This window comes from Streptomyces sp. NPDC101181, assembly GCF_044767975.1.
Taxonomy (GTDB): domain Bacteria; phylum Actinomycetota; class Actinomycetes; order Streptomycetales; family Streptomycetaceae; genus Streptomyces.
The window spans coordinates 1-23,597 of sequence record NZ_JBIWOX010000001.1; the positions used below are offsets into that span (position 1 = coordinate 1).

The 23,597-nt window shown below is 71.4% G+C and carries 19 protein-coding genes; 6 read left to right on the top strand and 13 right to left on the bottom strand.

The window, feature by feature from the left end; genetic code table 11:
- Window positions 1-608: 608 nt before the first annotated feature.
- From ACIRRU_RS00005 to thyX, 3 genes are all read right to left on the bottom strand, one after another.
- Window positions 609-2,294 carry a ribonuclease J gene (locus ACIRRU_RS00005; protein WP_403674199.1) on the bottom strand — a complete coding sequence of 562 codons (1,686 nt, stop codon included), beginning with the start codon at window positions 2,292-2,294 and terminating at the stop codon, window positions 609-611.
- Window positions 2,295-2,431: 137 nt separating this feature from the next.
- Window positions 2,432-3,331 (bottom strand): 4-hydroxy-tetrahydrodipicolinate synthase, encoded by a 900-nt coding sequence (gene dapA, locus ACIRRU_RS00010; protein WP_403674202.1) that lies wholly within the window; start codon window positions 3,329-3,331, stop codon window positions 2,432-2,434.
- A 152-nt stretch (window positions 3,332-3,483) separates the two neighbouring features.
- The gene (gene thyX, locus ACIRRU_RS00015) at window positions 3,484-4,221 is read right to left on the bottom strand and encodes an FAD-dependent thymidylate synthase (RefSeq protein ID WP_363204297.1); all 738 of its coding nucleotides are present in this window, start codon (window positions 4,219-4,221) and stop codon (window positions 3,484-3,486) included.
- Window positions 4,222-4,450: 229 nt separating this feature from the next.
- Between thyX and ACIRRU_RS00020 the strand changes: the two genes are divergently transcribed.
- The gene (locus ACIRRU_RS00020; RefSeq protein WP_363204298.1) at window positions 4,451-4,690 is read left to right on the top strand and encodes a hypothetical protein; all 240 of its coding nucleotides are present in this window, start codon (window positions 4,451-4,453) and stop codon (window positions 4,688-4,690) included.
- A gap of 93 nt (window positions 4,691-4,783) precedes the next feature.
- The gene (locus tag ACIRRU_RS00025) at window positions 4,784-5,335 is read left to right on the top strand and encodes a hypothetical protein (protein WP_403674207.1); all 552 of its coding nucleotides are present in this window, start codon (window positions 4,784-4,786) and stop codon (window positions 5,333-5,335) included.
- Window positions 5,336-5,410: 75 nt separating this feature from the next.
- Here ACIRRU_RS00025 and ACIRRU_RS00030 read toward each other — a convergent pair whose 3' ends face one another.
- The 6 genes from ACIRRU_RS00030 to eccD form a co-directional block, all read right to left on the bottom strand.
- A complete protein-coding gene (locus tag ACIRRU_RS00030; RefSeq protein ID WP_403674210.1) occupies window positions 5,411-5,905 on the bottom strand; it encodes a hypothetical protein in 495 nt (164 codons plus the stop codon).
- Window positions 5,906-5,916: 11 nt separating this feature from the next.
- A complete protein-coding gene (dapB, locus tag ACIRRU_RS00035) occupies window positions 5,917-6,669 on the bottom strand; it encodes a 4-hydroxy-tetrahydrodipicolinate reductase (protein WP_403674213.1) in 753 nt (250 codons plus the stop codon).
- A gap of 35 nt (window positions 6,670-6,704) precedes the next feature.
- The gene (locus ACIRRU_RS00040; protein ID WP_403674216.1) at window positions 6,705-8,084 is read right to left on the bottom strand and encodes a M16 family metallopeptidase; all 1,380 of its coding nucleotides are present in this window, start codon (window positions 8,082-8,084) and stop codon (window positions 6,705-6,707) included.
- The gene (locus ACIRRU_RS00045; protein ID WP_363204386.1) at window positions 8,081-10,318 is read right to left on the bottom strand and encodes a polyribonucleotide nucleotidyltransferase; all 2,238 of its coding nucleotides are present in this window, start codon (window positions 10,316-10,318) and stop codon (window positions 8,081-8,083) included. Before ACIRRU_RS00045 ends, ACIRRU_RS00040 begins: the two co-directional genes overlap by 4 nt.
- Window positions 10,319-10,585: 267 nt before the next feature.
- A complete protein-coding gene (gene rpsO / locus ACIRRU_RS00050; RefSeq protein WP_003965855.1) occupies window positions 10,586-10,876 on the bottom strand; it encodes a 30S ribosomal protein S15 in 291 nt (96 codons plus the stop codon).
- Window positions 10,877-11,052: 176 nt separating this feature from the next.
- A complete protein-coding gene (gene eccD, locus ACIRRU_RS00055) occupies window positions 11,053-12,525 on the bottom strand; it encodes a type VII secretion integral membrane protein EccD (protein WP_403674219.1) in 1,473 nt (490 codons plus the stop codon).
- Window positions 12,526-12,714: 189 nt separating this feature from the next.
- Here eccD and eccCa point away from each other — a divergent pair, with 189 nt between their 5' ends.
- Window positions 12,715-16,680: a type VII secretion protein EccCa gene (gene eccCa, locus ACIRRU_RS00060; RefSeq protein ID WP_403674221.1), complete on the top strand. Its 3,966-nt coding sequence runs from the start codon at window positions 12,715-12,717 to the stop codon at window positions 16,678-16,680.
- A 144-nt stretch (window positions 16,681-16,824) separates the two neighbouring features.
- Window positions 16,825-17,058 carry a DUF397 domain-containing protein gene (locus ACIRRU_RS00065; RefSeq protein ID WP_363204305.1) on the top strand — a complete coding sequence of 78 codons (234 nt, stop codon included), beginning with the start codon at window positions 16,825-16,827 and terminating at the stop codon, window positions 17,056-17,058.
- 178 nt (window positions 17,059-17,236) lie between these two features.
- Here ACIRRU_RS00065 and ACIRRU_RS00070 read toward each other — a convergent pair whose 3' ends face one another.
- From ACIRRU_RS00070 to eccB, 4 genes are all read right to left on the bottom strand, one after another.
- Window positions 17,237-17,545 carry a WXG100 family type VII secretion target gene (locus ACIRRU_RS00070; RefSeq protein WP_403674223.1) on the bottom strand — a complete coding sequence of 103 codons (309 nt, stop codon included), beginning with the start codon at window positions 17,543-17,545 and terminating at the stop codon, window positions 17,237-17,239.
- Between the two features lie 54 nt (window positions 17,546-17,599).
- Complete coding sequence (locus tag ACIRRU_RS00075) at window positions 17,600-17,956, bottom strand: WXG100 family type VII secretion target (RefSeq protein WP_403674226.1); 357 nt, start codon at window positions 17,954-17,956, stop codon at window positions 17,600-17,602.
- Window positions 17,957-18,213: 257 nt separating this feature from the next.
- Window positions 18,214-19,446 carry a type VII secretion-associated serine protease mycosin gene (gene mycP / locus ACIRRU_RS00080; protein ID WP_403674229.1) on the bottom strand — a complete coding sequence of 411 codons (1,233 nt, stop codon included), beginning with the start codon at window positions 19,444-19,446 and terminating at the stop codon, window positions 18,214-18,216.
- A gap of 75 nt (window positions 19,447-19,521) precedes the next feature.
- Window positions 19,522-21,069, bottom strand: a complete 1,548-nt coding sequence (gene eccB / locus ACIRRU_RS00085; protein WP_403674231.1) for a type VII secretion protein EccB — start codon at window positions 21,067-21,069, stop codon at window positions 19,522-19,524.
- Window positions 21,070-21,295: 226 nt separating this feature from the next.
- On the opposite strand from eccB, the gene eccE reads away from it, so the two are divergent.
- Both eccE and ACIRRU_RS00095 read left to right on the top strand, forming a co-directional pair.
- On the top strand, window positions 21,296-22,660 hold the full coding sequence (gene eccE / locus ACIRRU_RS00090; protein WP_403674234.1) for a type VII secretion protein EccE: 1,365 nt from the start codon (window positions 21,296-21,298) through the stop codon (window positions 22,658-22,660).
- Between the two features lie 64 nt (window positions 22,661-22,724).
- The gene (locus tag ACIRRU_RS00095; RefSeq protein ID WP_403674237.1) at window positions 22,725-23,462 is read left to right on the top strand and encodes a hypothetical protein; all 738 of its coding nucleotides are present in this window, start codon (window positions 22,725-22,727) and stop codon (window positions 23,460-23,462) included.
- The last annotated feature ends 135 nt before the right edge of the window (window positions 23,463-23,597 follow it).

Below are 23,597 nucleotides of genomic sequence, written 5' to 3' on the forward strand. Positions count from 1 at the left end.
TTAAGCACGCCGCCAGCGTTCGTCCTGAGCCAGGATCAAACTCTCCGTGAATGATTACCCGTAATCGGGTGCACACACACGAGAGCGGAACAACCAGCCGGAATAAGACCAGTCGTTCACAGCGTCCTCGCTGTGTTCTTGCCTGCCCGGCCGCCGAAGCAGACCCGGCAGGGCTTTCAAAGGAACCACGTCCCAGCATGATGCTGAAGACGGGGTATCAACATATCTGGCGTTGACTTTTGGCACGCTGTTGAGTTCTCAAGGAACGGACGCTTCCTTCGACCCCGTATCACCGGGCCCTCCGGGCGCTTCCCTTCAGTCTTACCGTTCTTACGTTTCCGACTCTACCAGACACTTTCCAGTACCTGATTCCCGGCCGAAGCGGGCCATGCAGTTGCGCTTTCCAGGGAATGCACTTCCGCGCTTTTCCTTTCCGGCGATCCCGACTTTATCAGAGATTCTGCGTCGGAATTTCCGGCCCTTCGGGAGGCTTCCCGGCGCACGAGTGTGCGCGGCGCTTCCCGTTCAGGCGGAGCCGTAAACGTACTGGAGCGGGGCTCCTCGATGCAAATCGGGGGCCCCGCTCCAGGTCAGGCAGGCGTGAGGGGTCAGACCTCGACGACGACCGGAAGGATCATCGGGCGGCGGCGGTAGGTGTCGGAGACCCACTTGCCGACGACGCGGCGGACCATCTGCTGGAGCTGGTGGGGCTCCATGACGCCGTCCTGGGCCGACTTGTCCAGGGCATCCTGGATTTTCGGGGTGACGCCGACGAAGGCGCTGTCCTCGATGCCGGAGCCGCGGGCCTGGATGTGGGGGCCGCCCACGATCTTGCCGGAGGAGCTGTCGACCACGATGAACACGGAGATGATGCCCTCGTCGCCGAGGATGCGGCGGTCCTTGAGGGAGGTCTCGGTGACGTCGCCCACGGAGAGACCGTCGACGTAGACATAACCGGCCTGGACCTTGCCGACGATCTTGGCCCGGCCGTCGATGAGGTCGACCACCACGCCGTCCTCGGCGATGACGATGTGGTCCTTCGGGACCCCGGTCTGGGCCCCCAGTTCGGCGTTGGCCCGCAGGTGGCGCCATTCGCCGTGGACCGGCATCAGGTTCTTCGGCCTGCAGATGTTGTAGAAGTACAGCAGCTCGCCGGCCGAGGCGTGGCCCGAGACGTGGACCTTGGCGTTGCCCTTGTGGACGACGTTGGCGCCCCAGCGGGTCAGGCCGTTGATCACGCGGTAGACCGCGTTCTCGTTGCCGGGGATGAGGGACGACGCGAGAATCACCGTGTCGCCGGGAACGATCCGGATCTGGTGGTCGCGGTTGGCCATCCGGGAGAGGGCGGCCATCGGCTCGCCCTGCGAGCCCGTGCAGACCAGCACGACCTCGTCGTCCGGGAGGTCGTCCAGCGTCTTGACGTCGACGATCAGGCCCGCGGGGACCTTCAGATAGCCCAGGTCGCGGGCGATGCCCATGTTGCGGACCATCGAGCGGCCGACGAAGGCGACCCGGCGGCCGTACTCGTGGGCGGCGTCCAGGATCTGCTGGATGCGGTGCACATGGCTGGCGAAGCTCGCGACGATGATGCGCTTCTGGGCGTTCGCGAAGACCGTGCGCAGGACGTTGGAGATGTCCCGCTCCGGCGGTACGAAGCCGGGGACCTCGGCGTTCGTGGAGTCGGAGAGGAGGAGATCGATGCCCTCCTCGCTGAGGCGCGCGAAGGCGTGCAGGTCGGTGAGACGGCCGTCCATGGGGAGCTGGTCCATCTTGAAGTCACCGGTCGCCACGGCCATGCCCGCGGGGGTGCGGATGGCGACGGCGAGGGCGTCCGGGATGGAGTGGTTGACCGCGATGAACTCGCAGTCGAAGACGCCGATGCGCTCGCGGTGCCCCTCCTGCACCTCCAGGGTGTAGGGGCGGATGCGGTGCTCCTGGAGCTTCGCCTCGATCAGCGCGAGGGTCAGCTTCGAGCCGATGAGCGGGATGTCCGGCTTCAGGCGGAGCAGATAGGGGACGCCGCCGATGTGGTCCTCGTGGCCGTGGGTGAGGACGATGCCCTCGATGTCGTCTAGGCGGTCCCGGATCGTGGTGAAGTCCGGGAGGATCAGGTCGATACCCGGCTGCTCCTCCTCGGGGAAGAGGACGCCGCAGTCGACGATGAGCAGACGGCCGCCGTACTCGAAGACCGTCATGTTGCGGCCGATCTCGCCGAGGCCGCCGAGCGGGGTGACCCGCAGGGCGCCCTTGGGGAGCTTCGGCGGCGTACCGAGTTCGGGATGCGGATGACTCAAAAGACTCTCCTTACCACCCACGCCACGTACCGCTGAGGCACGTGGCGTGGGTGTCATTCGTGCACTTGCTGTTGTCTTGGGTGGTGCTGGGACGAGTCGCCTCGCCCGTCGTGCTGTTCAGTTGTGAAGTCTGTTGGTTACAGCTCTACCCCACCCGCGGCCAGGTCGATCTTGAGCTGGGCCGTCTCCTGGACGGTCAGTTCGACCAGTGGCAGGCGCAGGGGGCCGGCCGGGAGGCCCTGGAGGGTCAGGGCGGCCTTGGTGGTGATGACGCCCTGGGTGCGGAACATGCCGGTGAAGACCGGGAGCAGCTTCTGGTGGATCTCGGTGGCCTTCTGGACGTCGCCGCTCAGGTGGGCCTCGATCAGGGCCCGCAGGTCGGGGGTGACCACATGGCCGACCACGGAGACGAAGCCGACGGCGCCGACCGACAGCAGCGGGAGGTTGAGCATGTCGTCGCCGGAGTACCAGGCGAGTCCGGACTCGGCGATGGCCCAGCTGGCGCGGCCCAGGTCGCCCTTGGCGTCCTTGTTGGCGACGATCCGGGGGTGCTCGGCGAGCCGTACGAGCGTCTCGGTGTCGATCGGGACACCGCTGCGGCCGGGGATGTCGTAGAGCATCACGGGCAGGCCGGTGGAGTCGGCGATGGCCGTGAAGTGCCGCAGCAGGCCCTCCTGCGGCGGCTTGTTGTAGTACGGGGTGACCGCGAGGAGGCCGTGGGCTCCGGTGCGCTCGGCGGTCCGGGCGAGCTCGACGCTGTGGCGGGTGTCGTTGGTGCCGACGCCCGCGACGACGTGGGCGCGGTCGCCGACGGCTTCGAGCACCGCCCGTACGAGCTGGTCTTTCTCCGTGTCGCTGGTGGTCGGGGACTCACCGGTGGTGCCGTTGATGATCAGGCCGTCGTTGCCTGCGTCCACCAGGTGGGCGGCGAGCCGCTGGGCGCCGTCGAGGTCGAGAGCGCCGTCCGCCGTGAGGGGCGTGACCATAGCGGTGAGGACCCGCCCGAAGGGGGTCTGCGGAGTGGAGATCGGAGCCATGGGTAACACGCTACTCGCTGCTCATCGCCCGGGGTCCCCTCGGGGGGACGAGGAAGAGGAGCCCGGCACTGCCTGCTCGGGGGTTCAAGCAGTGCCGGGTCCGTTTGATCAGCCTAGATGAACTTCTTCAAACGCCGCAATACGGACACCGCCTATGGGGCGACCCGTCCATTTTTGTTGAAGGCGGCATGGGTGAGCGGCATGAGCTGCTGCCAGTGGGCTTCCATCTGCTCGCCCGCCATCTCGATCTCGCGCTGCGGGAAGGAGGGGACCTTCGCCAGCTCGTGCTGGGTGCGCAGGCCCAGGAAGTGCATCAGGGAGCGTGCGTTGCAGGTGGCGTACATCGAGGAGAAGAGGCCGACGGGCAGGACGGCGCGGGCGACCTCGCGGGCCACGCCCTCCGCGAGCATCTCCTGGTAGGCCGCGTAGGACGCCCGGTAGGAGTCCTCCATGGCGCGGGTCGTCACGTCGTACTGCTCCTCGGTGCCCGCGACGAACTCGTACTTGCCGGGGCGGCCCTGCTGGACCAGCTTGCGGGAGGTTCCGGGGACGTAGAAGACCGGTTCCAGCTCCCGGTAGCGGCCCGATTCCTCGTTGTAGGACCAGCCGACGCGGTGCCGCATGAACTCGCGGAAGACGAAGATCGGGGCGCTGATGAAGAAGGTCATCGAGTTGTGCTCGAAGGGGCTGCCGTGCCGGTCCCGCATGAGGTAGTTGATGAGCCCCTTGGAACGTTCGGGGTCCTTGGTGACCTCCTGGAGGGACTGCTCGCCGGCGGTGGAGACCCGGGCGGCGAACAGCACGTCCGCGTCGCGCGCGTCGCTCTTCACCAGCTCGACGGTGACGTCGCTGCGGAAGTGGGGCTTTGCGGGTTCGGGGGTGTCGGTCACCGACAGGGGTCCTTCCAGGGGCGGCGCGGGAGGCCCGGCGGCGGCTCTGTGGGCGCCGTTCGGGCGGCGACCACTTTACGGGGCGGTCCGGCGACGCATGCACGCGGCGGTCTCGGGCAGCCGTTCGTGGAGTTCCCCCAACAAGTACGGCGATTCGGGCACCGATTCGGCCGGTCGTACGTCTGACTCAATAGCAGCACCCGTCACTCAGATCAAGGAGAGCTTCCTCATGTTCCGCCGGCGTGAATCCGTCCCGTTCTCGTTCGTCGTGGAGTCCGAGCGGTTCCGCAGTAATGTCACTCCGCCTCCCGCCGCCCGTGCCTCCGTTCCCGAGCTGCTGGGGCGGTCCCTCGTCGGGCTGACCGTGGTCGGCGGTCTCGTGGGCTCCCTGTTGCTGGGGCTCCCGGCGCTCGACTCCGGGCAGGCCCCCGCGCACGGCAAGCAGTCCGAGGCGTCGCAGGGCCGCTGACCCGGACGGACCCCCTGGGGTGGTCGGGCCGGTGCGCCCTCGGTAGCCTCACCGGGCACAGCAAACGAGCGTGCTGGTGAGTGAGGATGAGTCGTGCCCCTGCCCTTTCTGACGGCCGACCGCGCATTCGACGCGAGCGCGGAGGACGCGGCGCTGCCGTTCGACGACCACGACAGCTGGCGGCGGCCCTACCGCCCGGGACCGTGGCGGGTCGCGGCGGCGGCCACCCTGTTGCTGCTGGCCTCGTTCGTGCTGCTCGCGGCGATGATCATCGCGTTCGCCGGGGCGCCGTCCGGTGCCCTTGTCTGTCTGCTGCTGGCCGGTGTGCTGATCGCGGCCGCGTTGCGGCTCCTGCGGGTCGGCGCGTGGGTCAGCAGGCACGGGGTGCGGCGCGTGGGGTTCTTCCGGACCTCCACGGTGCCGTGGAACGGCGCCTCCGCGGTGCGGACGGTCCAGCAGCCCGTGAAGTGGCTGGGCTTCCCCCGTACGGTGCAGGGCCAGGCGCTGGTCGTGGTCCGGCGCGGCGGTGAGCCGCTGCCGCCTCTGGTGACCGACCACAACGCGGACTTCCTCGGCCGTGAGGAGGCCTTCGAGCGGGCCACGGACGCGGTGGAGGCCTGGGCGGGCGAGTACCGCCAGGGGTGAGCGGAATCGTTTCACGGGTGAGCCCGGGGCCCTGACGGGTCCCGGGCTCAGTCGCGTACGGCGGGAGCCTTGTCCTCAGGCCCCGGACGGGCGGCCGGATGACGGGGCGGACGGGCCGGACACGCGGGACGGCCGGGAGCGGTGCAGGGCGATCGCCCGCTGCATGGCCTTGCGGGCCCTGGGGGTGTCCCTCGCGTCCTGGTAGGCGACCGCCAGCCGGAACCAGGCGCGCCAGTCGTCCGGGGCGTCCTCGGTCTCCTCGCGGCGCCGGGCGAAGACGGCGTCGGCGGCGTCGCGGTCGATGCGGCCGGACGGGGTGCGGGCCAGGTCGTCGACCGGCAGTCCCCCCTCGGCGTCCAGTTCGGCGGCGAGCGCGTTGGCGCGGCGGACGAACTGGGTGTTCTTCCAGAGGAACCAGACGCCGATCACGGGCAGGACCAGCACGGCGACGCCGAAGGTGATGGTGAGCAGGGTGCCGTGCCGGATGAGCATCAGGCCGCGGCCGCCGACCAGGACGAAGTAGAAGACCAGGACGGCGGCCGTGACGAGGTAGGTGATCTTTGCGCGCATGGTGGGCTCAGTCAGTTCAGGTCGAGGAAGTGTTCCAGGCCGAACGTGAGGCCGGGACTGGCCGGAACACGGCGGACGCCGAGCAGGATGCCCGGCATGAAGCTGCTGTGGTGCAGGGAGTCGTGGCGGATGGTGAGGGTCTCGCCCTCGCCGCCGAGGAGCACTTCCTGGTGCGCCAGCAGGCCGCGCAGCCGGATCGCGTGGACCGGGACGCCGTCGACGTCCGCGCCCCGGGCGCCGTCCAGGGCGGTGGCCGTGGCGTCCGGCTGGGGGCCGCTGCCCGCCCTGGCGCGGGCCGCCGCGATGAGCTGGGCGGTGCGGGTGGCGGTGCCGGAGGGCGCGTCGACCTTGTTGGGGTGGTGCAGTTCGACGACCTCGACGGACTCGAAGTAGCGGGCGGCCTGCTCCGCGAACTTCATGGTCAGGACCGCGCCGATGGAGAAGTTCGGGGCGATCAGGACGCCGGTCGCCGGGGAGTTCTCCAGCCGGGCGGTGAGCTGGGCGAGCCGTTCGTCGGTCCAGCCCGTGGTCCCGACGACGCAGTGGATGCCGTGCCGGACGCAGAAGTCGAGGTTGTCCATCACCGACGCGGGCGTGGTCAGCTCGACGGCCACCTGGGCGCCCGCGCCGGTGAGGGTTTCCAGCGTGTCGCCCCGGCCCAGGGCCGCCACCAGCTCCAGGTCGTCGGCGGCCTCGAGGGCCCGTACGGCCTTGGAGCCGATCCGGCCGTGAGCACCGAGGACGGCTACGCGCAGCTTGCTCATCTTGCTTCCTTAAAGGGGGGTGAAAGCGCTTCGGGTCAGGCGACCGCTTCGTGGAGCTGGTCCGCCTGCTTGTCCTTGAGCGGGCCGATGACCGAGAGCGAGGGGCGCCGGGAGAGGAGTTCGCCCGCCACTTCCCGTACGTCGTCGGGGGTGACCTCCGCGATGCGGGCCAGCATGTCGTCGACCGACATCTGTTCGCCCCAGCACAGCTCGCTCTTGCCGATCCGGTTCATCAGCGCGCCGGTGTCCTCCAGGCCGAGGACGGTGGAGCCGGAGAGCTGGCCGATGGCGCGGGCGATCTCGTCGTCGTCCAGGCCGTGGGAGGCGACCCGGTCCAGTTCGTCCCGGCAGATCTTCAGCACGTCGTGGACCTGGTTCGGGCGGCAGCCGGCGTAGACGCCGAAGAGGCCGCAGTCGGCGAAGCCCGAGGTGTAGGAGTACACGCTGTAGGCCAGGCCGCGCTTCTCCCGGACCTCCTGGAAGAGGCGGGAGCTCATACCGCCGCCGAGGGCGGTGTTGAGGACGCCGAGCGCCCAGCGGCGGTCGTCGGTGCGGGCCAGGCCGGGCATGCCGAGGACCACGTGGGCCTGTTCGGTCCTGCGGTCCAGAAGTTCGACCCTGCCCGTGGTGCGCAGGGTGCGGGATCCCTCGCGGGGCGCCGTGGGGACCGCGTCGTGGCGGGAGAGGGCACCGGCCTTCTCGAAGGCGCGGCGGACCTGGGCGACGACCGTGGCGTGGTCGACGTTGCCCGCGGCGGCGACGACGAGGTGCGTGGGGTCGTAGTGCTTCTTGTAGAAGCGGGCGATCTGGCCGCGGTTCAGGGCGTTGATCGTGTCGACGGTGCCGAGGACGGGGCGGCCGAGGGGGGTGTCGCCGAGCATGGTGTGCGCGAACAGGTCGTGCACGCAGTCGCCCGGGTCGTCCTCGGTCATCGCGATCTCTTCGAGGATGACGCCGCGCTCGGCGTCGACGTCCTCGGGGGCGATCAGCGAGCCGGTCAGCATGTCGCAGACGACGTCGATGGCGAGCGGCAGGTCGGTGTCCAGGACCCGCGCGTAGTAGCAGGTGTACTCCTTCGCCGTGAAGGCGTTCATCTCGCCGCCGACCGCGTCGATCGCGGCGGAGATGTCCAGGGCGGTGCGCCGGGCGGTGCCCTTGAAGAGGAGGTGTTCGAGGTAGTGGGTCGCGCCGTTGAGGGTGGGCGTCTCGTCGCGGGAGCCGACGTTCACCCAGATCCCGAAGGTGGCGGACCGGACGGAGGGCAGGGTCTCGGTGACGATCCGCAGACCGCCGGGGAGGACGGTGCGGCGGACCGTGCCGATGCCGTTGCTGCCCTGGAGAAGCGTTTGGGTACGGGCGACGGCCCGCCCCTCGGAGGAGGGGCGGGCCGTCGTCGCGGAACTACGGGACGTCACTTGTCGGTGTCGTCCTTCTTCTCGGACCCGGCGGCGGAGCCGCCATCGGACTCTTCGCCCTCGACGACGGGGATGAGGGAGAGCTTGCCGCGGGAGTCGATCTCGGCGATCTCGACCTGGACCTTGGAGCCGACGCCGAGCACGTCCTCGACGTTCTCCACGCGCTTGCCACCGGCGAGCTTGCGGATCTGCGAGATGTGCAGCAGACCGTCCTTGCCCGGCATGAGCGAGACGAACGCGCCGAAGGTGGTCGTCTTGACGACCGTGCCCAGGTAGCGCTCGCCGACCTCCGGCATGGTCGGGTTGGCGATCGCGTTGATCGTGGCGCGGGCGGCCTCGGCCTGCGAGCCCTGCTGGGCACCGATGTAGATGGTGCCGTCGTCCTCGATCGTGATGTCGGCGCCGGTGTCCTCCTGGATCTGGTTGATCATCTTGCCCTTGGGGCCGATGACCTCACCGATCTTGTCCACCGGGATCTTGACGGTGATGATCCGCGGGGCGTTCGGGGACATCTCGTCCGGGACGTCGATGGCCTCGTTCATGACGTCCAGGATGTGCAGACGCGCGTCACGGGCCTGCTTCAGCGCGGCGGCCAGGACCGAGGCGGGGATGCCGTCGAGCTTGGTGTCGAGCTGGAGCGCGGTCACGAACTGCTTCGTACCGGCGACCTTGAAGTCCATGTCGCCGAAGGCGTCCTCCGCACCGAGGATGTCGGTGAGGGCGACGTAGTGGGTCTTGCCGTCGATCTCCTGCGAGATCAGGCCCATGGCGATACCGGCGACGGCGGCCTTGAGGGGCACACCGGCGTTCAGCAGCGACATGGTGGAGGCGCAGACCGAGCCCATGGAGGTGGAGCCGTTGGAGCCCAGCGCCTCGGAGACCTGGCGGATCGCGTAGGGGAACTCCTCGCGCGTCGGCAGGACCGGCACGATGGCGCGCTCGGCGAGCGCGCCGTGGCCGATCTCGCGGCGCTTGGGCGAACCCACGCGGCCGGTCTCGCCGACGGAGTATGGCGGGAAGTTGTAGTTGTGCATGTAGCGCTTGCGGGTCACCGGGGAGAGGGTGTCCAGCTGCTGCTCCATGCGGAGCATGTTGAGGGTGGTGACGCCCAGGATCTGGGTCTCGCCACGCTCGAACAGCGCCGAGCCGTGCACGCGCGGGATGGCCTCGACCTCGGCGGCGAGCGTACGGATGTCCGTGACGCCGCGGCCGTCGATGCGGACCTTGTCCTTGATGACGCGCTCGCGGACCAGCTGCTTGGTCAGCGAGCGGTACGCGGCGGAGATCTCCTTCTCGCGGCCCTCGAAGGCCGGGAGGAGCTTCTCGGCGGCGATGTCCTTGACGCGGTCCAGCTCGGCCTCGCGGTCCTGCTTGCCCGGGACGGTGAGCGCCTGCTTCAGCTCGGAGGTGACGGCCTTGGCGAGCGCCTCGAAGACGTCGTCCTGGTAGTCCAGGAAGACCGGGAAGTCGCCCTCGGGCTTGGCGGCCTTGGACGCCAGGTCCGACTGCGCCTTGCAGAGGGCCTTGATGAACGGCTTCGCGGCGTCCAGACCGGCGGCGACAATCTCCTCGGTGGGAGCCTCGGCGCCGTCCTTGACGAGCTGGATGGTCTTCTCGGTGGCCTCGGCCTCGACCATCATGATCGCGACGTCGCCGTCCTCCAGGACGCGACCGGCGACGACCATGTCGAAGACGGCGTCCTCGAGCTCGGTGTGCGTCGGGAACGCGACCCACTGGCCCTTGATCAGGGCGACGCGGGTGGCGCCGATCGGGCCGGTGAAGGGCAGGCCCGCCAGGATGGTGGAGCAGGAGGCGGCGTTGATCGCGACCACGTCGTACAGGTGGTCGGGGTTGAGCGCCATGACCGTCTCGACGATCTGGATCTCGTTGCGCAGGCCCTTCTTGAAGGAGGGGCGCAGCGGGCGGTCGATCAGACGGCAGGTGAGGATCGCGTCCTCGGAGGGGCGGCCCTCGCGGCGGAAGAAGGAGCCGGGGATCTTGCCCGCGGCGTACTGCCGCTCCTCGACGTCCACCGTGAGGGGGAAGAAGTCCAGGTTGTCCTTGGGCCGCTTGGAAGCGGTGGTGGCCGACAGCACCATGGTGTCGTCGTCCAGGTACGCGACGGCGGAGCCTGCGGCCTGCTTGGCCAGGCGGCCCGTCTCGAAGCGGATGGTGCGGGTGCCGAAGGTGCCGTTGTCGATGACGGCCTCGGCGTAGTGGGTCTCGTTCTCCACTAGTGATGTCTCCATACTCGTCGTCTTTCGTCCTGCCGCCCGTGTGGCGGAGGACGGTGCGGGAGAGGCGCACCGTGGATGCGGGCCGGTCTTCGATCGAAGCTCCCGGGCGTTTTCCCGGGGGCCACTACCGAGGACCGGCGGCGGCGTCGCTGCGCCTCTCCCTCGTGTCGGTGTCCAGGTTACTGAGCTTGGCACCGGTCGTGCACGTACGGCAAAGGGAGCGGTCCCCTCAAACGCGGGAACCGCTCCCTTTCCACAGCGTCCTTACTTGGCGCCGCCGGCCGCGCCGCGGCGGATGCCGAGGCGGTCGACCAGGGCACGGAAGCGCTGGATGTCCTTCTTGGCCAGGTACTGAAGGAGGCGGCGACGCTGGCCGACCAGGATCAGCAGACCACGACGGGAGTGGTGGTCGTGCTTGTGCGTCTTGAGGTGCTCCGTCAGGTCCGAGATCCGGCGGGAGAGCATGGCGACCTGGACCTCGGGGGATCCGGTGTCACCCTCCTTCTGGGCGAACTCGGACATGATCTGCTTCTTCGTAGCGGCGTCGAGCGGCACGCGTACTCCTCTGGGTGTTCGAAGCGCCCACGAGTGCCCCTGGTCTTGTTCTCAGGGGAGCTTCCGTGACTCGGAGGCGGGGGTCCGATGAGCGCAGCCCCCAGGAAATCCGAGGACGCGTACACAAACGGCCACGGGCCAGGATACCAGCCGTTCGGGTCACGTCCGGCCGCTGATCAGCTGGTGAGGGCGCGAGCCCGGACGAAGACGTCGAGGACGGCCAGGCAGAGCGGGACCAGCGAGAGGAGCACGGCGCTCTCGGCCAGGTCCAGGAGGCGGCCCCAGAAGGGGGAGAGCCCCTTGCGCGGGATGACCAGGCCGACCGCGGTGAGCAGGGCGGCTCCCGCGGCGAGGGCGGCGCAGAGCCAGATCGTACGGAGGTCGAGGCCGCCGCGGTCGCCGTAGCGGGCCAGTTCGTGCAGCAGGCCGGCGGGCGGGTTCAGGGAGAGGCCGATGACGAGGAGGGCGAGGGAGCCGATGCCCGCCACCAGGACGCAGACCACCTGCGCGGTGTAGCGGAAGAGGCGGGCGCGCAGCAGCATGGCGAGCCCGGAGGCCAGGGCGAGGAGCCGGCCCCAGACGTTGTCGGAGAAGCCGAGGACGGCGGCGGAGGCGACGACGACCGCCGCGCAGCCGCCGACGAGGCCGAGGAGCATCTCATGGCCGCGGCGGGCCTGGGCGGCGACGCGGTCGGCGTCCACCGGCTCCGGGTCGCCCTCGGGGGCGTCCGGGTCGGCGTCGTCGTGGCCGGCGGGGGCGGTGCGCGGGGAGGCGTAGCCGATGGGCAGCCGGGCGAAGCGGGCGGAGAGGCCGGGCAGGAAGGCGACCAGGCCGAGGGCGACGGGGGCGCAGACGGCGGCGGTCGCGGTGGCGGAGGCCTCGGTGAGGATCGCGGCGAAGGTGGCGAGCGTCCCGGCGGTGGCCAGGAGGGTGGCCGCGACGAAGGGGGCGTCGCCGCTGGGGGTGAGGGCGACCAGGACTACGGAGGCGGTCAGCACGGCGACGCAGCCGAGCAGGAACTGGAGGCGGCCCATTCCCGCTCCGGCGTCGGGGCCGATGACGCCGGAGCCGGCGACGAGCACGAGCGGGAGGGCGCCGAGGCCGAGGGCGACGGCGGTGGGGCGGTCGCCATAGACCCGGGCGCGCACCCCGGCGAAGGCGGTGAGCAGCAGTCCGGCACAGCCCGCGATGACGGCGGGCAGGCCGTGCGTGTCGTGGCGCAGGGGGTCGGCGTACCAGAGGACGAAGGCCATCAGGACGAGCAGCAGGGCTCCGCCCACCAGGCCCGCGCCGCGCAGCAGTTCGTCGCTCCACAGGTGGCGGTCGCGGGTGACGGCGGAGGCCACGGCGTCGGAGACGTCGTCGAAGACCGCGGGCGGCAGTGACTGGGCGAAGGGACGCAGGCTGAGGATCTCGCCGTCGAGGACCCGCTGTCCGCCGAGGGTGCGGGCGCCGTCCAGGACGGTGCCGTCGCGGCGGACGAGGTGGTAGCCGGTGGGTGTTCCGGCGGCCTGGGTCTGGCCCGTGAGCCGCAGGATCTCCGGGTAGACGTCGGCGACGGCGATGTCCTCGGGGAGGGCGACATCGATCCTGCTGTCGGGCGCCACGACGGTGACGCGGCAAAAGCCCGTCGCTGCGGTCGTACTCACGTGTCCGGTCCCCCTGATTCGCGGATGCGCACGGTGCGCGCGTCACCCTACCGGGAGGGGTCCGGGCGGCCTGCCAGTAGGATCGCCGTCGCGCGGGGGCCGGTTGCGGGTACCCGCGGCAGCCACGGGGGCGTCGGCGCGGAGCAGGGCCGGCCTTCCGGCCGTCCGTACCGAGGGATTGATGTTCCGGTGAGCCAGATCGTCGTGAAACGGCCTCCGCGGGCCCTGCCGCCGGAGCTGCCGGTGGATGAGCTGATGCTGGAGGCCCCTCCGGAACTGCCGCGCGGGCAGCAGGAGGGCATGCTGATGCAGGTCCTGCCGGTGCTCGGCATGGGTTCGTCGGTGGTCTTCTTCTTCTCGCCGCAGGCCCCTCCGTTCATGCGGATCATGGGTGTGCTGATGCTCGTCTCGACGGTCGCCATGATCGTCGCCCAGCTGGTCCGCTACCGCCGGGGTACGCAGGGGCAAACGGCCGATATCCGCCGTGACTACCTCAAGTACCTGGCGCAGACGCGGCGTACGGTACGCCGTACCGCGCGCAGGCAGCGCGATGTGCAGTGGTATCTGCACCCGTCCCCGGAGCAGTTGTGGTCGGTGGTGGCGGAGGGGTCGCGGCTGTGGGAACGGCGGGTCGGTGACAAGGACTTCGCGCAGGTGCGGATCGGGCTCGGCGCGCAGGGGCTGTCGACGCCGCTGGTCGCCCCGGAGACGGCGCCGGTGGACGAGCTGGAGCCGATGTGCGCCGGGGCGATGCAGCGGTTCCTGGCGGTGCACGGCTCGCTGGACGGGCTGCCGATGGCGGTGTCACTGCGGGCCTTCTACCACGTGACGGTCTCCGGTCATCCGGAGTCGGCGCGGTCGGTGGCGCGGTCGATGGTGGCGCAGCTGGTCACGCTGCACTCCCCCGAGGACCTGGTGGTCGCCGTGGTGGCGGCCCCCGGGTCGGTGGAGCACTGGGAGTGGACGAAGTGGCTGCCGCACGCGCAGGTGCCGGGGCAGGTGGACGGGGCCGGGACGAAGCGGCTGTTCGGGGACGACCTGGGTGAGCTGGAGCAGTTGCTGGCGAGCCGCCTGGAGGGGCGGCCGCGGTTCGGGCGGGACAGCCGGCCGGTGCTGGACCAGCCGCACGTCGTGGTCGTCCTGGACGGCGGGGTGGTGCCGCCGGACTCGCTGTTCGCGGCGGCCGAGGGGGTGCAGGGGGTGACGGTCGTCGAGGTGGTCCCCGGCGACCTGGACGAGCCGCGCGGCGGTCTGTCGGTGGTGGCGCGGGCGGGGTCGCTGCGGCTGGAGTCGGGGGCGGGGCTGGCGTACGAGGGGGTGCCGGACACGCTGTCGCTGCCCGCGGCCGAGGCGCTGGCCCGGCAGTTGGCGCCGCTGCGGACGGGCGGGGGTGACGACGACGAACCGCTGCTGGCGAACCTGGACTTCACGGACCTGCTGGGTCTGGGGGACGCCGGTTCGGTGGAGGTGGGGCGCACCTGGCGGCCCCGGTCGGCCTCGGAGCGGCTGCGGGTGCCGATCGGGGTCGGCGAGGGCGGCCAGCCGGTGATGCTGGATCTGAAGGAGGCCGCGCAGGAGGGCATGGGGCCGCACGGGCTGTGTGTCGGCGCGACGGGGTCGGGCAAGTCGGAGCTGCTGCGGACGCTGGTGCTGGGGCTCGCGGTGACGCACTCGTCGGAGACGCTGAACTTCGTCCTCGCGGACTTCAAGGGCGGGGCGACGTTCGCGGGGATGTCGCAGATGCCGCACGTGGCGGCGGTGATCACCAACCTGGCGGACGACCTGACGCTGGTGGACCGCATGGGCGACGCGATCCGCGGTGAGCTCCAGCGGCGGCAGGAGCTGCTGCGGTCGGCGGGCAACTACGCCAACATCCACGACTACGAGAAGGCGCGGGCCGCGGGCGCGGCGCTGGAGCCGCTGGCCTCGCTGGTGCTGGTGATCGACGAGTTCTCCGAACTGCTCACCGCCAAGCCGGACTTCATCGACATGTTCATCCAGATCGGCCGGATCGGCCGTTCGCTGGGGGTGCACCTGCTGCTGGCCTCGCAGCGTCTGGAGGAGGGCAGGCTGCGCGGTCTGGACACGTATCTCTCCTACCGGATCGGGCTGCGGACCTTCTCGGCTGCGGAGTCGCGTACGGCGCTGGGGGTGCCGGACGCCTACCACCTGCCGTCGGTGCCCGGCTCCGGCTACCTCAAGTTCGGCACGGACGAGATGACCCGTTTCAAGGCGGCGTACGTGTCGGGGACCTACCGCGGTGGCGGGGAGGCGCCGCCGGTGGGGCAGTCGTCCGTGGAGCGGCGGCCCGCGGTGTTCTCCGCCGCGCCGGTGCCGGTGGTGTACCGGGCGCCGGACCCCGCACGGTCGGCGGCGGAGGCGGAGCGGGCGCGGGCGGAGGACGACGCGCTGGCCGACACCGTGCTGGATGTGATCGTGCGGCGGCTGGAGGGCCAGGGGGTGCCGGCGCATCAGGTGTGGCTGCCGCCGCTGGACCGGGCGCCGACGCTGGACCAGTTGCTGCCGGGGCTCGCGCCCACGGCGGACCGTGGGTTCTCGGCGACCGAGTACACGCGGCCGGGCGGTCTGGTCGTGCCGATGGGGCTGATCGACAAGCCGTTCGAGCAGCGGCGGGAGGTGCTGTACCGGGACTTCTCCGGGGCCGCCGGTCATCTGCTGATCGTGGGCGGCCCGCAGTCGGGCAAGTCGACGATGGTGCGCTCCCTCATCTCCTCGTTCGCGCTCACCCACACCCCGCACGAGGTGCAGTTCTACGGTCTGGACTTCGGCGGTGGCGGTCTGGTCTCGCTGGAGGGGCTGCCGCACGTCGGCGGGATGGCCTCGCGGCTGGATCCGGAGCGGGTGCGGCGTACGGTCGCCGAGGTCGTGGGCATCCTGAACCGGCGCGAGGAGTTCTTCCGCGCCCATGCGATCGACTCGATCGCCACCTACCGGCGCAGGCGCGCCCGGGGCGAGCTGCCCGGTGAGGCGTGGGGCGATGTGTTCCTGGTGATCGACGGCTGGACGGCGTTCCGGACCGAGTACGAGATGCTGGAGCAGACGGTCACCGATCTCGCCTCGCGCGGCCTCGGCTACGGCATCCACCTGGTCGCCACGTCGGCCCGGTACATGGAGGTGCGGGCGGCACTGAAGGACCAGATGCTGGGGCGGCTGGAGCTGCGTCTCGGGGACACCATGGACTCCGAGTTCGACCGCAAGGTCGCGGCGAACGTCCCGCAGGGGGTGCCGGGCCGCGGCCAGGTCGCGGAGAAGCTGCACTTCATGGGGGCGTTGCCGCGTGTGGACGGGGTCAGTTCCGCCGCGGACCTCGCGGAGGGCACGGAGGCGTTCGTCGCCACGGTACGGGCCCACTGGCCGGGTCCGGCCGCGCCCGCCGTACGGCTGCTGCCGCGGACGCTGCCGGCGGACCAGCTGCCCAAGGGGTTCGAGTTCCCGGAGCGCGGTATCGCGATCGGCATCGACGAGACGGCGCTGGAGCCGGTGTTCGTCGACTTCGAGACGGATCCGTTCCTCCTGGTCTTCGGCGACAGCGAGTCCGGGAAGACGAACCTGCTGCGGCTGATCGCCCAGCAGATCGCCGAGCGCTACTCCCCCGACGAGGCGAAGCTGGTCGTCGGCGACTACCGGCGGGCGCTGCTGGGGGCGCTGCCCGAGGAGCATCTGCTGGAGTACGCGCCGATGGCGAGCTCGATGCAGATGCACATGGAGGCTCTGGCGGGGGTGTTCTCCCGGCGGCAGCCGCCCACCGACGTGACGCCGCGGCAGCTGCGCGACCGCAGTTGGTGGACGGGTCCGCAGATCTTCATCATCGTGGACGACTACGACCTGGTGGCCACGAACGCGGGCAACCCGCTGGCCCCGCTCGCGGAGTACCTGCCGTTCGCCCGGGACACCGGGGTGCGGTTCATCATCGCGCGCAGTTCGGCGGGGGCGTCGCGGGCGATGTACGAGGGGTTCATGCAGCGTGTCAAGGAGCTGGGCGCCCAGGGCGTGGTCCTCTCCGGCGACCCGGCCGAGGGCGATCTCATCGGCTCGGTACGCGGCCGTCCGATGCCGCCGGGCCGCGGTTACTTCGTCTCGCGGCGGCGCGGGGCGCCGATGGTGCAGACCGGGTGGCTGCCGGAGCAGCGCTGAGAGGTCTCGCGGCAGGGGGCGGGCGGACCCGGCCGCGGGCGGTGCCGCTCTCTCCCGGAGGGACCTCCGCGGGGCGGGCGGCGGGGATAACCTGACGGCGGGGCGACGAGTACGTTCCCGCGGCACGCGAGAGAAAGGCGACTGATGGGCACCCAGCAGGAGAAGGACGAGCTGTACGCACTCGACATCTCGGGGGTGGAGTGGCTGAGCGCCCCGGGGACGGAGGAGGCGGAGGAGCGGGTGGAGATCGCTCATCTGCCCGGTGGCGGTGTGGCGATGCGGTCCTCGCTGGACCCGGAGACCGTGCTGCGCTACACGGAGGCGGAGTGGACCGCGTTCGTCCTGGGGGCGCGGGACGGGGAGTTCGACCTGAAGTAGCCGGGTGCGGCACGCGCGAGGGGCACGCTCCCGACGGAGCGTGCCCCTCTGCTGTGTCTCTGCCGCGCGCTGATGTCCCTGCCGCGTCCTGGTGCGGCTCTCAGCCGGACGGCGCCTCAGCCGGACGGCGCCCCGGCCGTTCGCGTCCGGGGACGCGAGCGGTGGCGCGAGCGGAGACTCAGAACGCTTCGGTGAACAGCTGCGAGGACTTGACGTCCGTGGCGCGGTAGCTGTCCTTGCCGCTCTCGATGATCTTCGCCACGCCTTCGAGGCGCTGCTGCATGCTGTCGGCCCGCCCCTTGTACTTCTTCTGGAGCTCGACGTACTGGGCGTGCGCCACACCGTCCCAGGTGGAGGTGACGACGCGCAGCGCGCTGTCCATCTCCTCCAGGTCCTTGATGATGCTCTTCGACACCAGGCGGATGCGGTTCGCCATCTCCTGGACGCTCTCGTACCTGACCTTGGTGTTGCCCGGGTCTGCGGCCATCGGTGTTCTCCTGTGTGTGCTGCGTGTGAGGTGGGCGGCGTGCGGGGCGAGGGCTCAGATGCTGTTGAGGCCCGAGGTGTTGCTGCCCCCGCCGGGAGAGACGACCGGGGCGAACGCCGCCCGGACCTCCTCGTCGTTGGCGTTGCTGAGGTTCTTGGTCTGGCCGACGGCGTTGAGGAGCACCTGGAGCAGGCGCCGGATCTCGTCGTGGTCCTCGTTGACGGTCAGCTGCGCCTTCTTGAACCCCTCGGCGCCGACGCCCGTCCAGCCCGCGCCGACGGTGGCGAGGATGTCGGCGAGTTCCCGGGCCTGCCGGCTGACCTGCTCGGCGGTCTGGGTGATGGTGTTCTTCGCCGTGACGATCGGGTCGTCGGCCAGTCCGAAACCGGCGGTGGGATTGGGGCTGCTCATCCGGAGATCCTCTCTGCTCACATTCCGGCCTGCTCGCGCCGCGCGTGCAGGCGTTCTCATTCCCCCGTGTGATCCGGATCAGGAGTGGGGTCCGGGCAGGTCCCGAAGGCACGTGGCAGTGTTCCCACGCTCCCGCGCGGGTCCGGCCGCTTCTCGTTCCCCCGTCACACACGTGAAGTCGCTACCACCCTAGTCACTTCGGCATCTCACCCCAACTGCGGTTTCCGGGGAGAGAGGTGTCTCACGCGGCGTCCCTCTCAACGCGAACCGCGCCGCCGCCGGACGTCGCGGACGACCGTCGCGGTGCCCGCCACGACGGAGACGATCACGGCCGCGAGGGCCAGTGCGTAGGTCGCGTAACGCTCGTCGCGTTCCTGCGGCGTCTCCGACACGGCCAGGTGGGCCGGTTCGGGAGCGGGGGGTCTGGGCATGGGCGGGTCGGGGCGCGGGGAGGGGACGGGGACGTCGTCCTCGTCCCCGGCCAGGGCGCGGACCGGGTCGACGACGCCCCAGCCGACGAACGGGTCGTGGCCGGTGATGGAGCGTTCGGCGGTCTGCTCGATGCGCGCGATGATCTCGGCGGGCTTCCAGGAGGGGTACTTGGCCACGAGCAGGGCGGCGACCCCGGCGACGTAGGGGGCGGAGAAGCTGGTGCCGTTGTCGCTGCACTGGCCGAAGCCGGGGACGGTGGAGATGATGTCGACGCCCGGTGCGGCGACCCCCACGAAGTCGCCGGACTGCGAGAAGGGCGCCCGTTCGTTGTTGCGGTCGGAGGAGGCGACGGCGAGGACGCCCGCGAAGGCCGCCGGGTAGGTGTTCCTGCGCTCGCCGTCGATGCCGTCGTTGCCCGCGGACGCGACGACCACGATGTCCGCCGCGACGGCCCGTGCGACGGCCCTGCCCAGGGCGGAGTCGGCGGTCAGCGGTCTGGTGGTGTCCTGGGAGATGTTGATGACGTCGGCCCGCTGCGCGATCGCGTGGTCGATCGCGGTGGCCATGGTGGTGTCCTTGCCGCTGTTCTTCTCGTCGTTCTGCCGGATGGGGATGATGGTGGCCTCGGGGGCCAGTCCCACGAATCCGGTGCCCTTTGCGGGTCGGGCGGCGATGATCCCGGCGACCTTCGTGCCGTGGCCGATCTCGTCGCCGGTGCCGTCCGCCGGGCCGCCCTTGAGGAGATTGCGGCCCGCGCCGGTGTCGACGGCGGGCTTGAGCTGGGGGTTGGTGTCGTCCACGCCGGTGTCGATGACGGCGACGCGGACGCCCTTGCCCCTGGTGTCCTGCCACAGTTCGTCGAGCAGCACCCGCTGGAGCGACCAGGGGCGCCCCTCGAACTGTCTCTCCATGGGGAAGGTGCACTCGCCGCTGCCGTTGACCCCGAAGTCGCCGCCGCTGCCCGGTCCGGGGGCCGCGTGGGCGGTGTGCGGCACGGCCAGGACCGCCAGGGCGGCGACCGCCGTCCCGGTCAGCCGTGCGGTCGTACGGTGCGGCATCTGTCCCTCTCCCCCGAGTAGTCCGGTGCTTCGCGTTCGTGCCCATCGGCCCGGCCGGTGCGGGCCGACGGGCGGTCAGGAACCCTGCGGCTGCCGGGCGCTGATGGTGTCGAGCCGAGGCCCCTTGGACAGCCAGTCCGACCACTCGATCGGTACGAGCGAGGGCGTCACCGTCTCGTAGCCGAGCCGGATCTGCGCCTGGCTGGGCTCGGGGCGGCCGTCCTCGGTCCGCCCGCCACCGGCGCCGATGTCGGACCGCTCGGCGTCGCTGTCGCCGTTGGCCTGCACGGCGTAGCGCAGTCCGGTGTCGGTGACCAGGAACAGCGATCCGTCCGGGCGGGTCTGCCCGGTCCGCGTCTGCGTGTAGAGGAGCCCGCTGCCCGGGGTGACGTAGGTGCTGGTGCCCCCGGCGTTGATGTCGGCGGGGTACTCCGTGCCCGCCCAGGTGGTCAGCGTGGTGCGCCCCCGGTCGTCCACATCGGTGAGGACGTTGCAGACGGTGTCCCGGCCGCCGGGGCCCCCGGTCGCGTTCGCCTGGACCGCCCGCAGCGCGGGCCAGCGCGACGGCTGCCCGGCGAACGTCCGCCCGTCGGGGACGAAGTCCTGGAGACCCACGGAGCGGGCCTCGCCCTCCAGGCCGAGCCGGGCGGTCTGCGGCGAGTTGATGAGCAGCCAGGCGGTGAACTCGGAGACGGGCTGGACCCTGCCCGCCAGGACCACGTAGTGCCGGGTGCCCTCACCGGTGCGGGTCCTCAGCACCATGCCGACCTGGTTCTCCTCGGCGGAGAGCTGCCCCTGGACGCCCGCGGGAACGCCGACGGCGCCGGGGATCCGCGGGAAGGCGATGGGGTCCCCCTCGTGCAGGGTGGCCAGCCAGTCGTCGGTGACGGGCTGCGGGGTCCGGCTGCCGACCAGGGCGTTGGTGAGGTGGCCCTGGTCGGCGGAGGCCTCGTCCACCAGGTACTTCGTGCCGCTCGCGTCGACCAGGTAGCGGGCCCGGTCCTTCTGCCCCTGGACGTACAGCACCTGGCCACCGCCGAGCCGCTGCCCGCCCTCGGTGAGCCGGTGGTCGCGGGCGGCGAGTACGAAGGCCGCCTTCTGCACGGTGTTGCCCTTGCCGCCGGGCTGCACGCAGACCGCCCAGCGCTTGGCCCGGCCGGCGTCCGACGGTTCCGGCAGCCGGTCGGGGGCGTAGGGGATGCCGAGGATCGGGCCGCGCGGCGGCTCGCCCGCGTCCAGGATGTCGTCGGCGACCTGGATGACCTCGAACTTCTGCGGGGTGAGCAGGAGGCGGGCCGAGGCCAGGTTCAGCACCGGGTGGAGGAGGTCCTTGCGCTCCTTGCCCTTGCCGGTGGGGAGCACCACGTACCGGGTGGTGGACTTCTCGCCCACGATCACGTTGGTGCCCGCCTTGTCCCAGCCCTTCGGGGCGGTGGGCTTGAACATGCCCCAGGCGCCGAACCCGGCGAGGATCAGCGCGCCGACGACCAGGCTCGGGACGACGGCCCGCAGCGGCCGGGGAGCGCCCTCCTCGGTGCCGGTGGCGGACGGTTGGAGGAAGGCGGCGACCGTGCGCTTCTTCGCGAAGGTGTACGCGTTGAGCTCGTCCCGCCGTGATGCCATGAGTCCGTCCGTCTCCCGTGTCTCCCCGCGTGGCCCGGGAGAGGGCGTCGCCCCTCGCTCCCGTGCCCGACCCCGGTCGCCGGACGCTGCCGCCGGACCGGCCCCCTACTATGCCTGCCGACGCCGGACCCCGGTGGGCCGGGTAGGGTGATCCAGCCTCCAAGCCCCCTGGCGGGGCAGGGGCGATCGGGTCGGCTTGGGGCGTGAGGAACGGGGGGATTCCGGAATGACGGCTTCCGCGACGCGGTCGCATCCGTCCGGGCGCCGGACCTCCCCGGAGCCCCCGGGAACCGGCGGACCGGCCGGCCGGGGCCGGGGGTCCGGGGCCACCGGGCAGGGCGTGCGGGGTGCCCCGGGCGGGGCCGGCGGACCGGTCGTCCTCCGGCTGAACGGACCCGCCGGAGCCTTCGGTTCGTTCCGACTGCAACAGCTCGTCCTCCTCCAGATCGCCGCCGGACTGCTGCTCACCGCCTGGGTCGTCGAACCGCTGCTGCTCGTCCCGGCCGGGGTGGTCGCGGCGGTCCTGGTCCCGCTGGCGGTGGTCCGCAGACACCGCCGCTCGCTGCCGGAGTGGCTGGGCACCGTCATCGCCCTGCGGGCGCGTAACCGCCGGGCGGCGTCCCTGGCACTTCCGCCGGACACCGAACCGGGGCTCGCGCCCGCCGTCGAATGCGAACCGGCCCTGCGGACCAGTTCCTTCAGCGACCGCGACCGGCGGCCGGTGGGACTGATCGGCGACGGTACGTTCGTCACGGCCGTCGTCCGGGTCGAGTCGGACGCCACCGCCCTGCGGCCGGACCGCTCGGCCCGCCCCCTGCCGCTCGCCCTGGTCCGGGACGTCCTGGAGGTCGACGGCATCCGGCTGGAGTCCGCGCAGATCGTCCAGCACACCCAGCCCGCCCCCGCCCCGCACCTTCCGCCGCAGTCCGTCGCCGCGCGCAACTACGCCCCGTTGCAGGCCCGGACCGGTTCACCGGCGCTGCGGATCACCTGGATCGCGCTGAAGGTCGACCCGGAGCTGTGTCCGGAGGCCGTCGCGGCGCGCGGCGGCGGTGTCGTCGGCGCTCAGAAGTGCGCGGTGCGCGCGGCCGACCAGCTGACCAGCCGGCTCACCGGTGCGGGCTTCCGTGCCACGGCGCTCACCGAACAGGAACTCACCGCGGCCGTCGCCACCTCGGCCTGTGTCAGCCCGATGGCGATGACGCACGCCAGCCGGGCCGAGACGCCGGGTCGGCGCACGCGGGAGACGGCCCGGACCTGGCGCTGCGACGACCGGCGGCACACCACGTACTGGGTGGCGCGCTGGCCCCAGTTGGGGGGCGGCGGCGCGTCGATGCCGCAGCTGGTGGCGCTGCTCACCTCGCTGCCCGCGCTGGCCACCACGTTCAGCCTGACCCTCGCCCGGGGCGACCGGTCCGGGGTCTCGGTCAGCGGCCATATCCGGATCACCGGCCGCAGCGACGAGGAACTGATCGCCGCGCTCCACGAGTTGGAGCGCACCGCGCGTGGCGTGAAGACGGCGCTGGTGCGGCTGGACCGGGAGCAGCTGCCCGGCGTCCTCGCCACCCTGCCGCTGGGCGGAACCCGCTGATGCCTCCGGGGCAGCCTTGGACGTACGGCGTCATGGCCACCGGCACACACGGGAGCAGGTACTGATGTCCCCTGCGGACAGGTCCGCGCCGACGGGCGGACGGCCCCGTCGCGGTTTCGGGCTGATCGGCCCGCGCCGCGACCGTCACACGATCCCGTCCGGCGACCTGGACGCGCTGGGCCTGCCCGTGGGCGACGACGGCACGGTGATCGGGGTCGACGCCCAGGGACGCCCCGCGGTCCTGGGCATCAACCGGCCCACCCCGTACGAGGTCACCCTCGTCGGCGGCCTCTGGACGGCACAGGTGCTGGCGCTGCGCGCCGCGGCGACCGGGGCGCGGATCGCGGTGGAGACGGGCCGGGCGCAGGTCTGGACCTCGCTCGCCCAGGCGGCGGGCGGCGGCCAGCCGTGCGTCTCGCTGCACGACGTGGGCCGGGTGCCGCCGCAGGGCGCGTCCGCCGGTTCGCCGGTCGTCGTGATCCGCGACTGCGGGATGCGCCCGCCCCGGGGCCGGGTGATGTCGGGGCCGTGGCAGTCCGTGGTGACCCTCCTCCCATATCTCAGCCCGGTGGCGCCGCGCCTGATGAGGAAGTCCGCGCTGGTGGGCGTCCAGCGGGTGTCCCCGGACGAGGCGGCGCAGGTCGGCCGGATCATGAACCTGTCGACGGCCGAGACCCAGGCCCTGTCCACCCTGGCCGACGGCGTGACGCTGTGGTGCACGGACCGCGACCGCCAGTTCGTGATGACCGAGGGGACGGACGCCGAGTCGGGACTGCTCGGCAGCGCCCGCCGGATGGACTGAGCGACCCCGGCGTAGGCGTGGGCCCCGAAGTCGGTGTGGGCGTCGGACGGGCGGGCCGGTCGGCCGGTGGTGCGGATTCCGGCGAAGTCCGGTGCATTCGACGGAGTTTTGCGCCTTACTTCCGCTCTTCACCCG

Excerpts from the sequence above, each read along its gene's own strand:
- dapA (WP_403674202.1), bottom strand. The coding sequence starts at position 3,331 with ATGGCTCCGATCTCCACTCCGCAGACCCCCTTCGGGCGGGTCCTCACC.
- ACIRRU_RS00020 (WP_363204298.1), top strand. The coding sequence starts at position 4,451 with ATGTTCCGCCGGCGTGAATCCGTCCCGTTCTCGTTCGTCGTGGAGTCC.
- ACIRRU_RS00030 (WP_403674210.1), bottom strand. The coding sequence starts at position 5,905 with ATGCGCGCAAAGATCACCTACCTCGTCACGGCCGCCGTCCTGGTCTTC.
- dapB (WP_403674213.1), bottom strand. The coding sequence starts at position 6,669 with ATGAGCAAGCTGCGCGTAGCCGTCCTCGGTGCTCACGGCCGGATCGGC.
- ACIRRU_RS00065 (WP_363204305.1), top strand. The coding sequence starts at position 16,825 with ATGGGCACCCAGCAGGAGAAGGACGAGCTGTACGCACTCGACATCTCG.
- ACIRRU_RS00070 (WP_403674223.1), bottom strand. The coding sequence starts at position 17,545 with ATGGCCGCAGACCCGGGCAACACCAAGGTCAGGTACGAGAGCGTCCAG.
- ACIRRU_RS00075 (WP_403674226.1), bottom strand. The coding sequence starts at position 17,956 with ATGAGCAGCCCCAATCCCACCGCCGGTTTCGGACTGGCCGACGACCCG.
- mycP (WP_403674229.1), bottom strand. The coding sequence starts at position 19,446 with ATGCCGCACCGTACGACCGCACGGCTGACCGGGACGGCGGTCGCCGCC.
- eccB (WP_403674231.1), bottom strand. The coding sequence starts at position 21,069 with ATGGCATCACGGCGGGACGAGCTCAACGCGTACACCTTCGCGAAGAAG.
- eccE (WP_403674234.1), top strand. The coding sequence starts at position 21,296 with ATGACGGCTTCCGCGACGCGGTCGCATCCGTCCGGGCGCCGGACCTCC.
- ACIRRU_RS00095 (WP_403674237.1), top strand. The coding sequence starts at position 22,725 with ATGTCCCCTGCGGACAGGTCCGCGCCGACGGGCGGACGGCCCCGTCGC.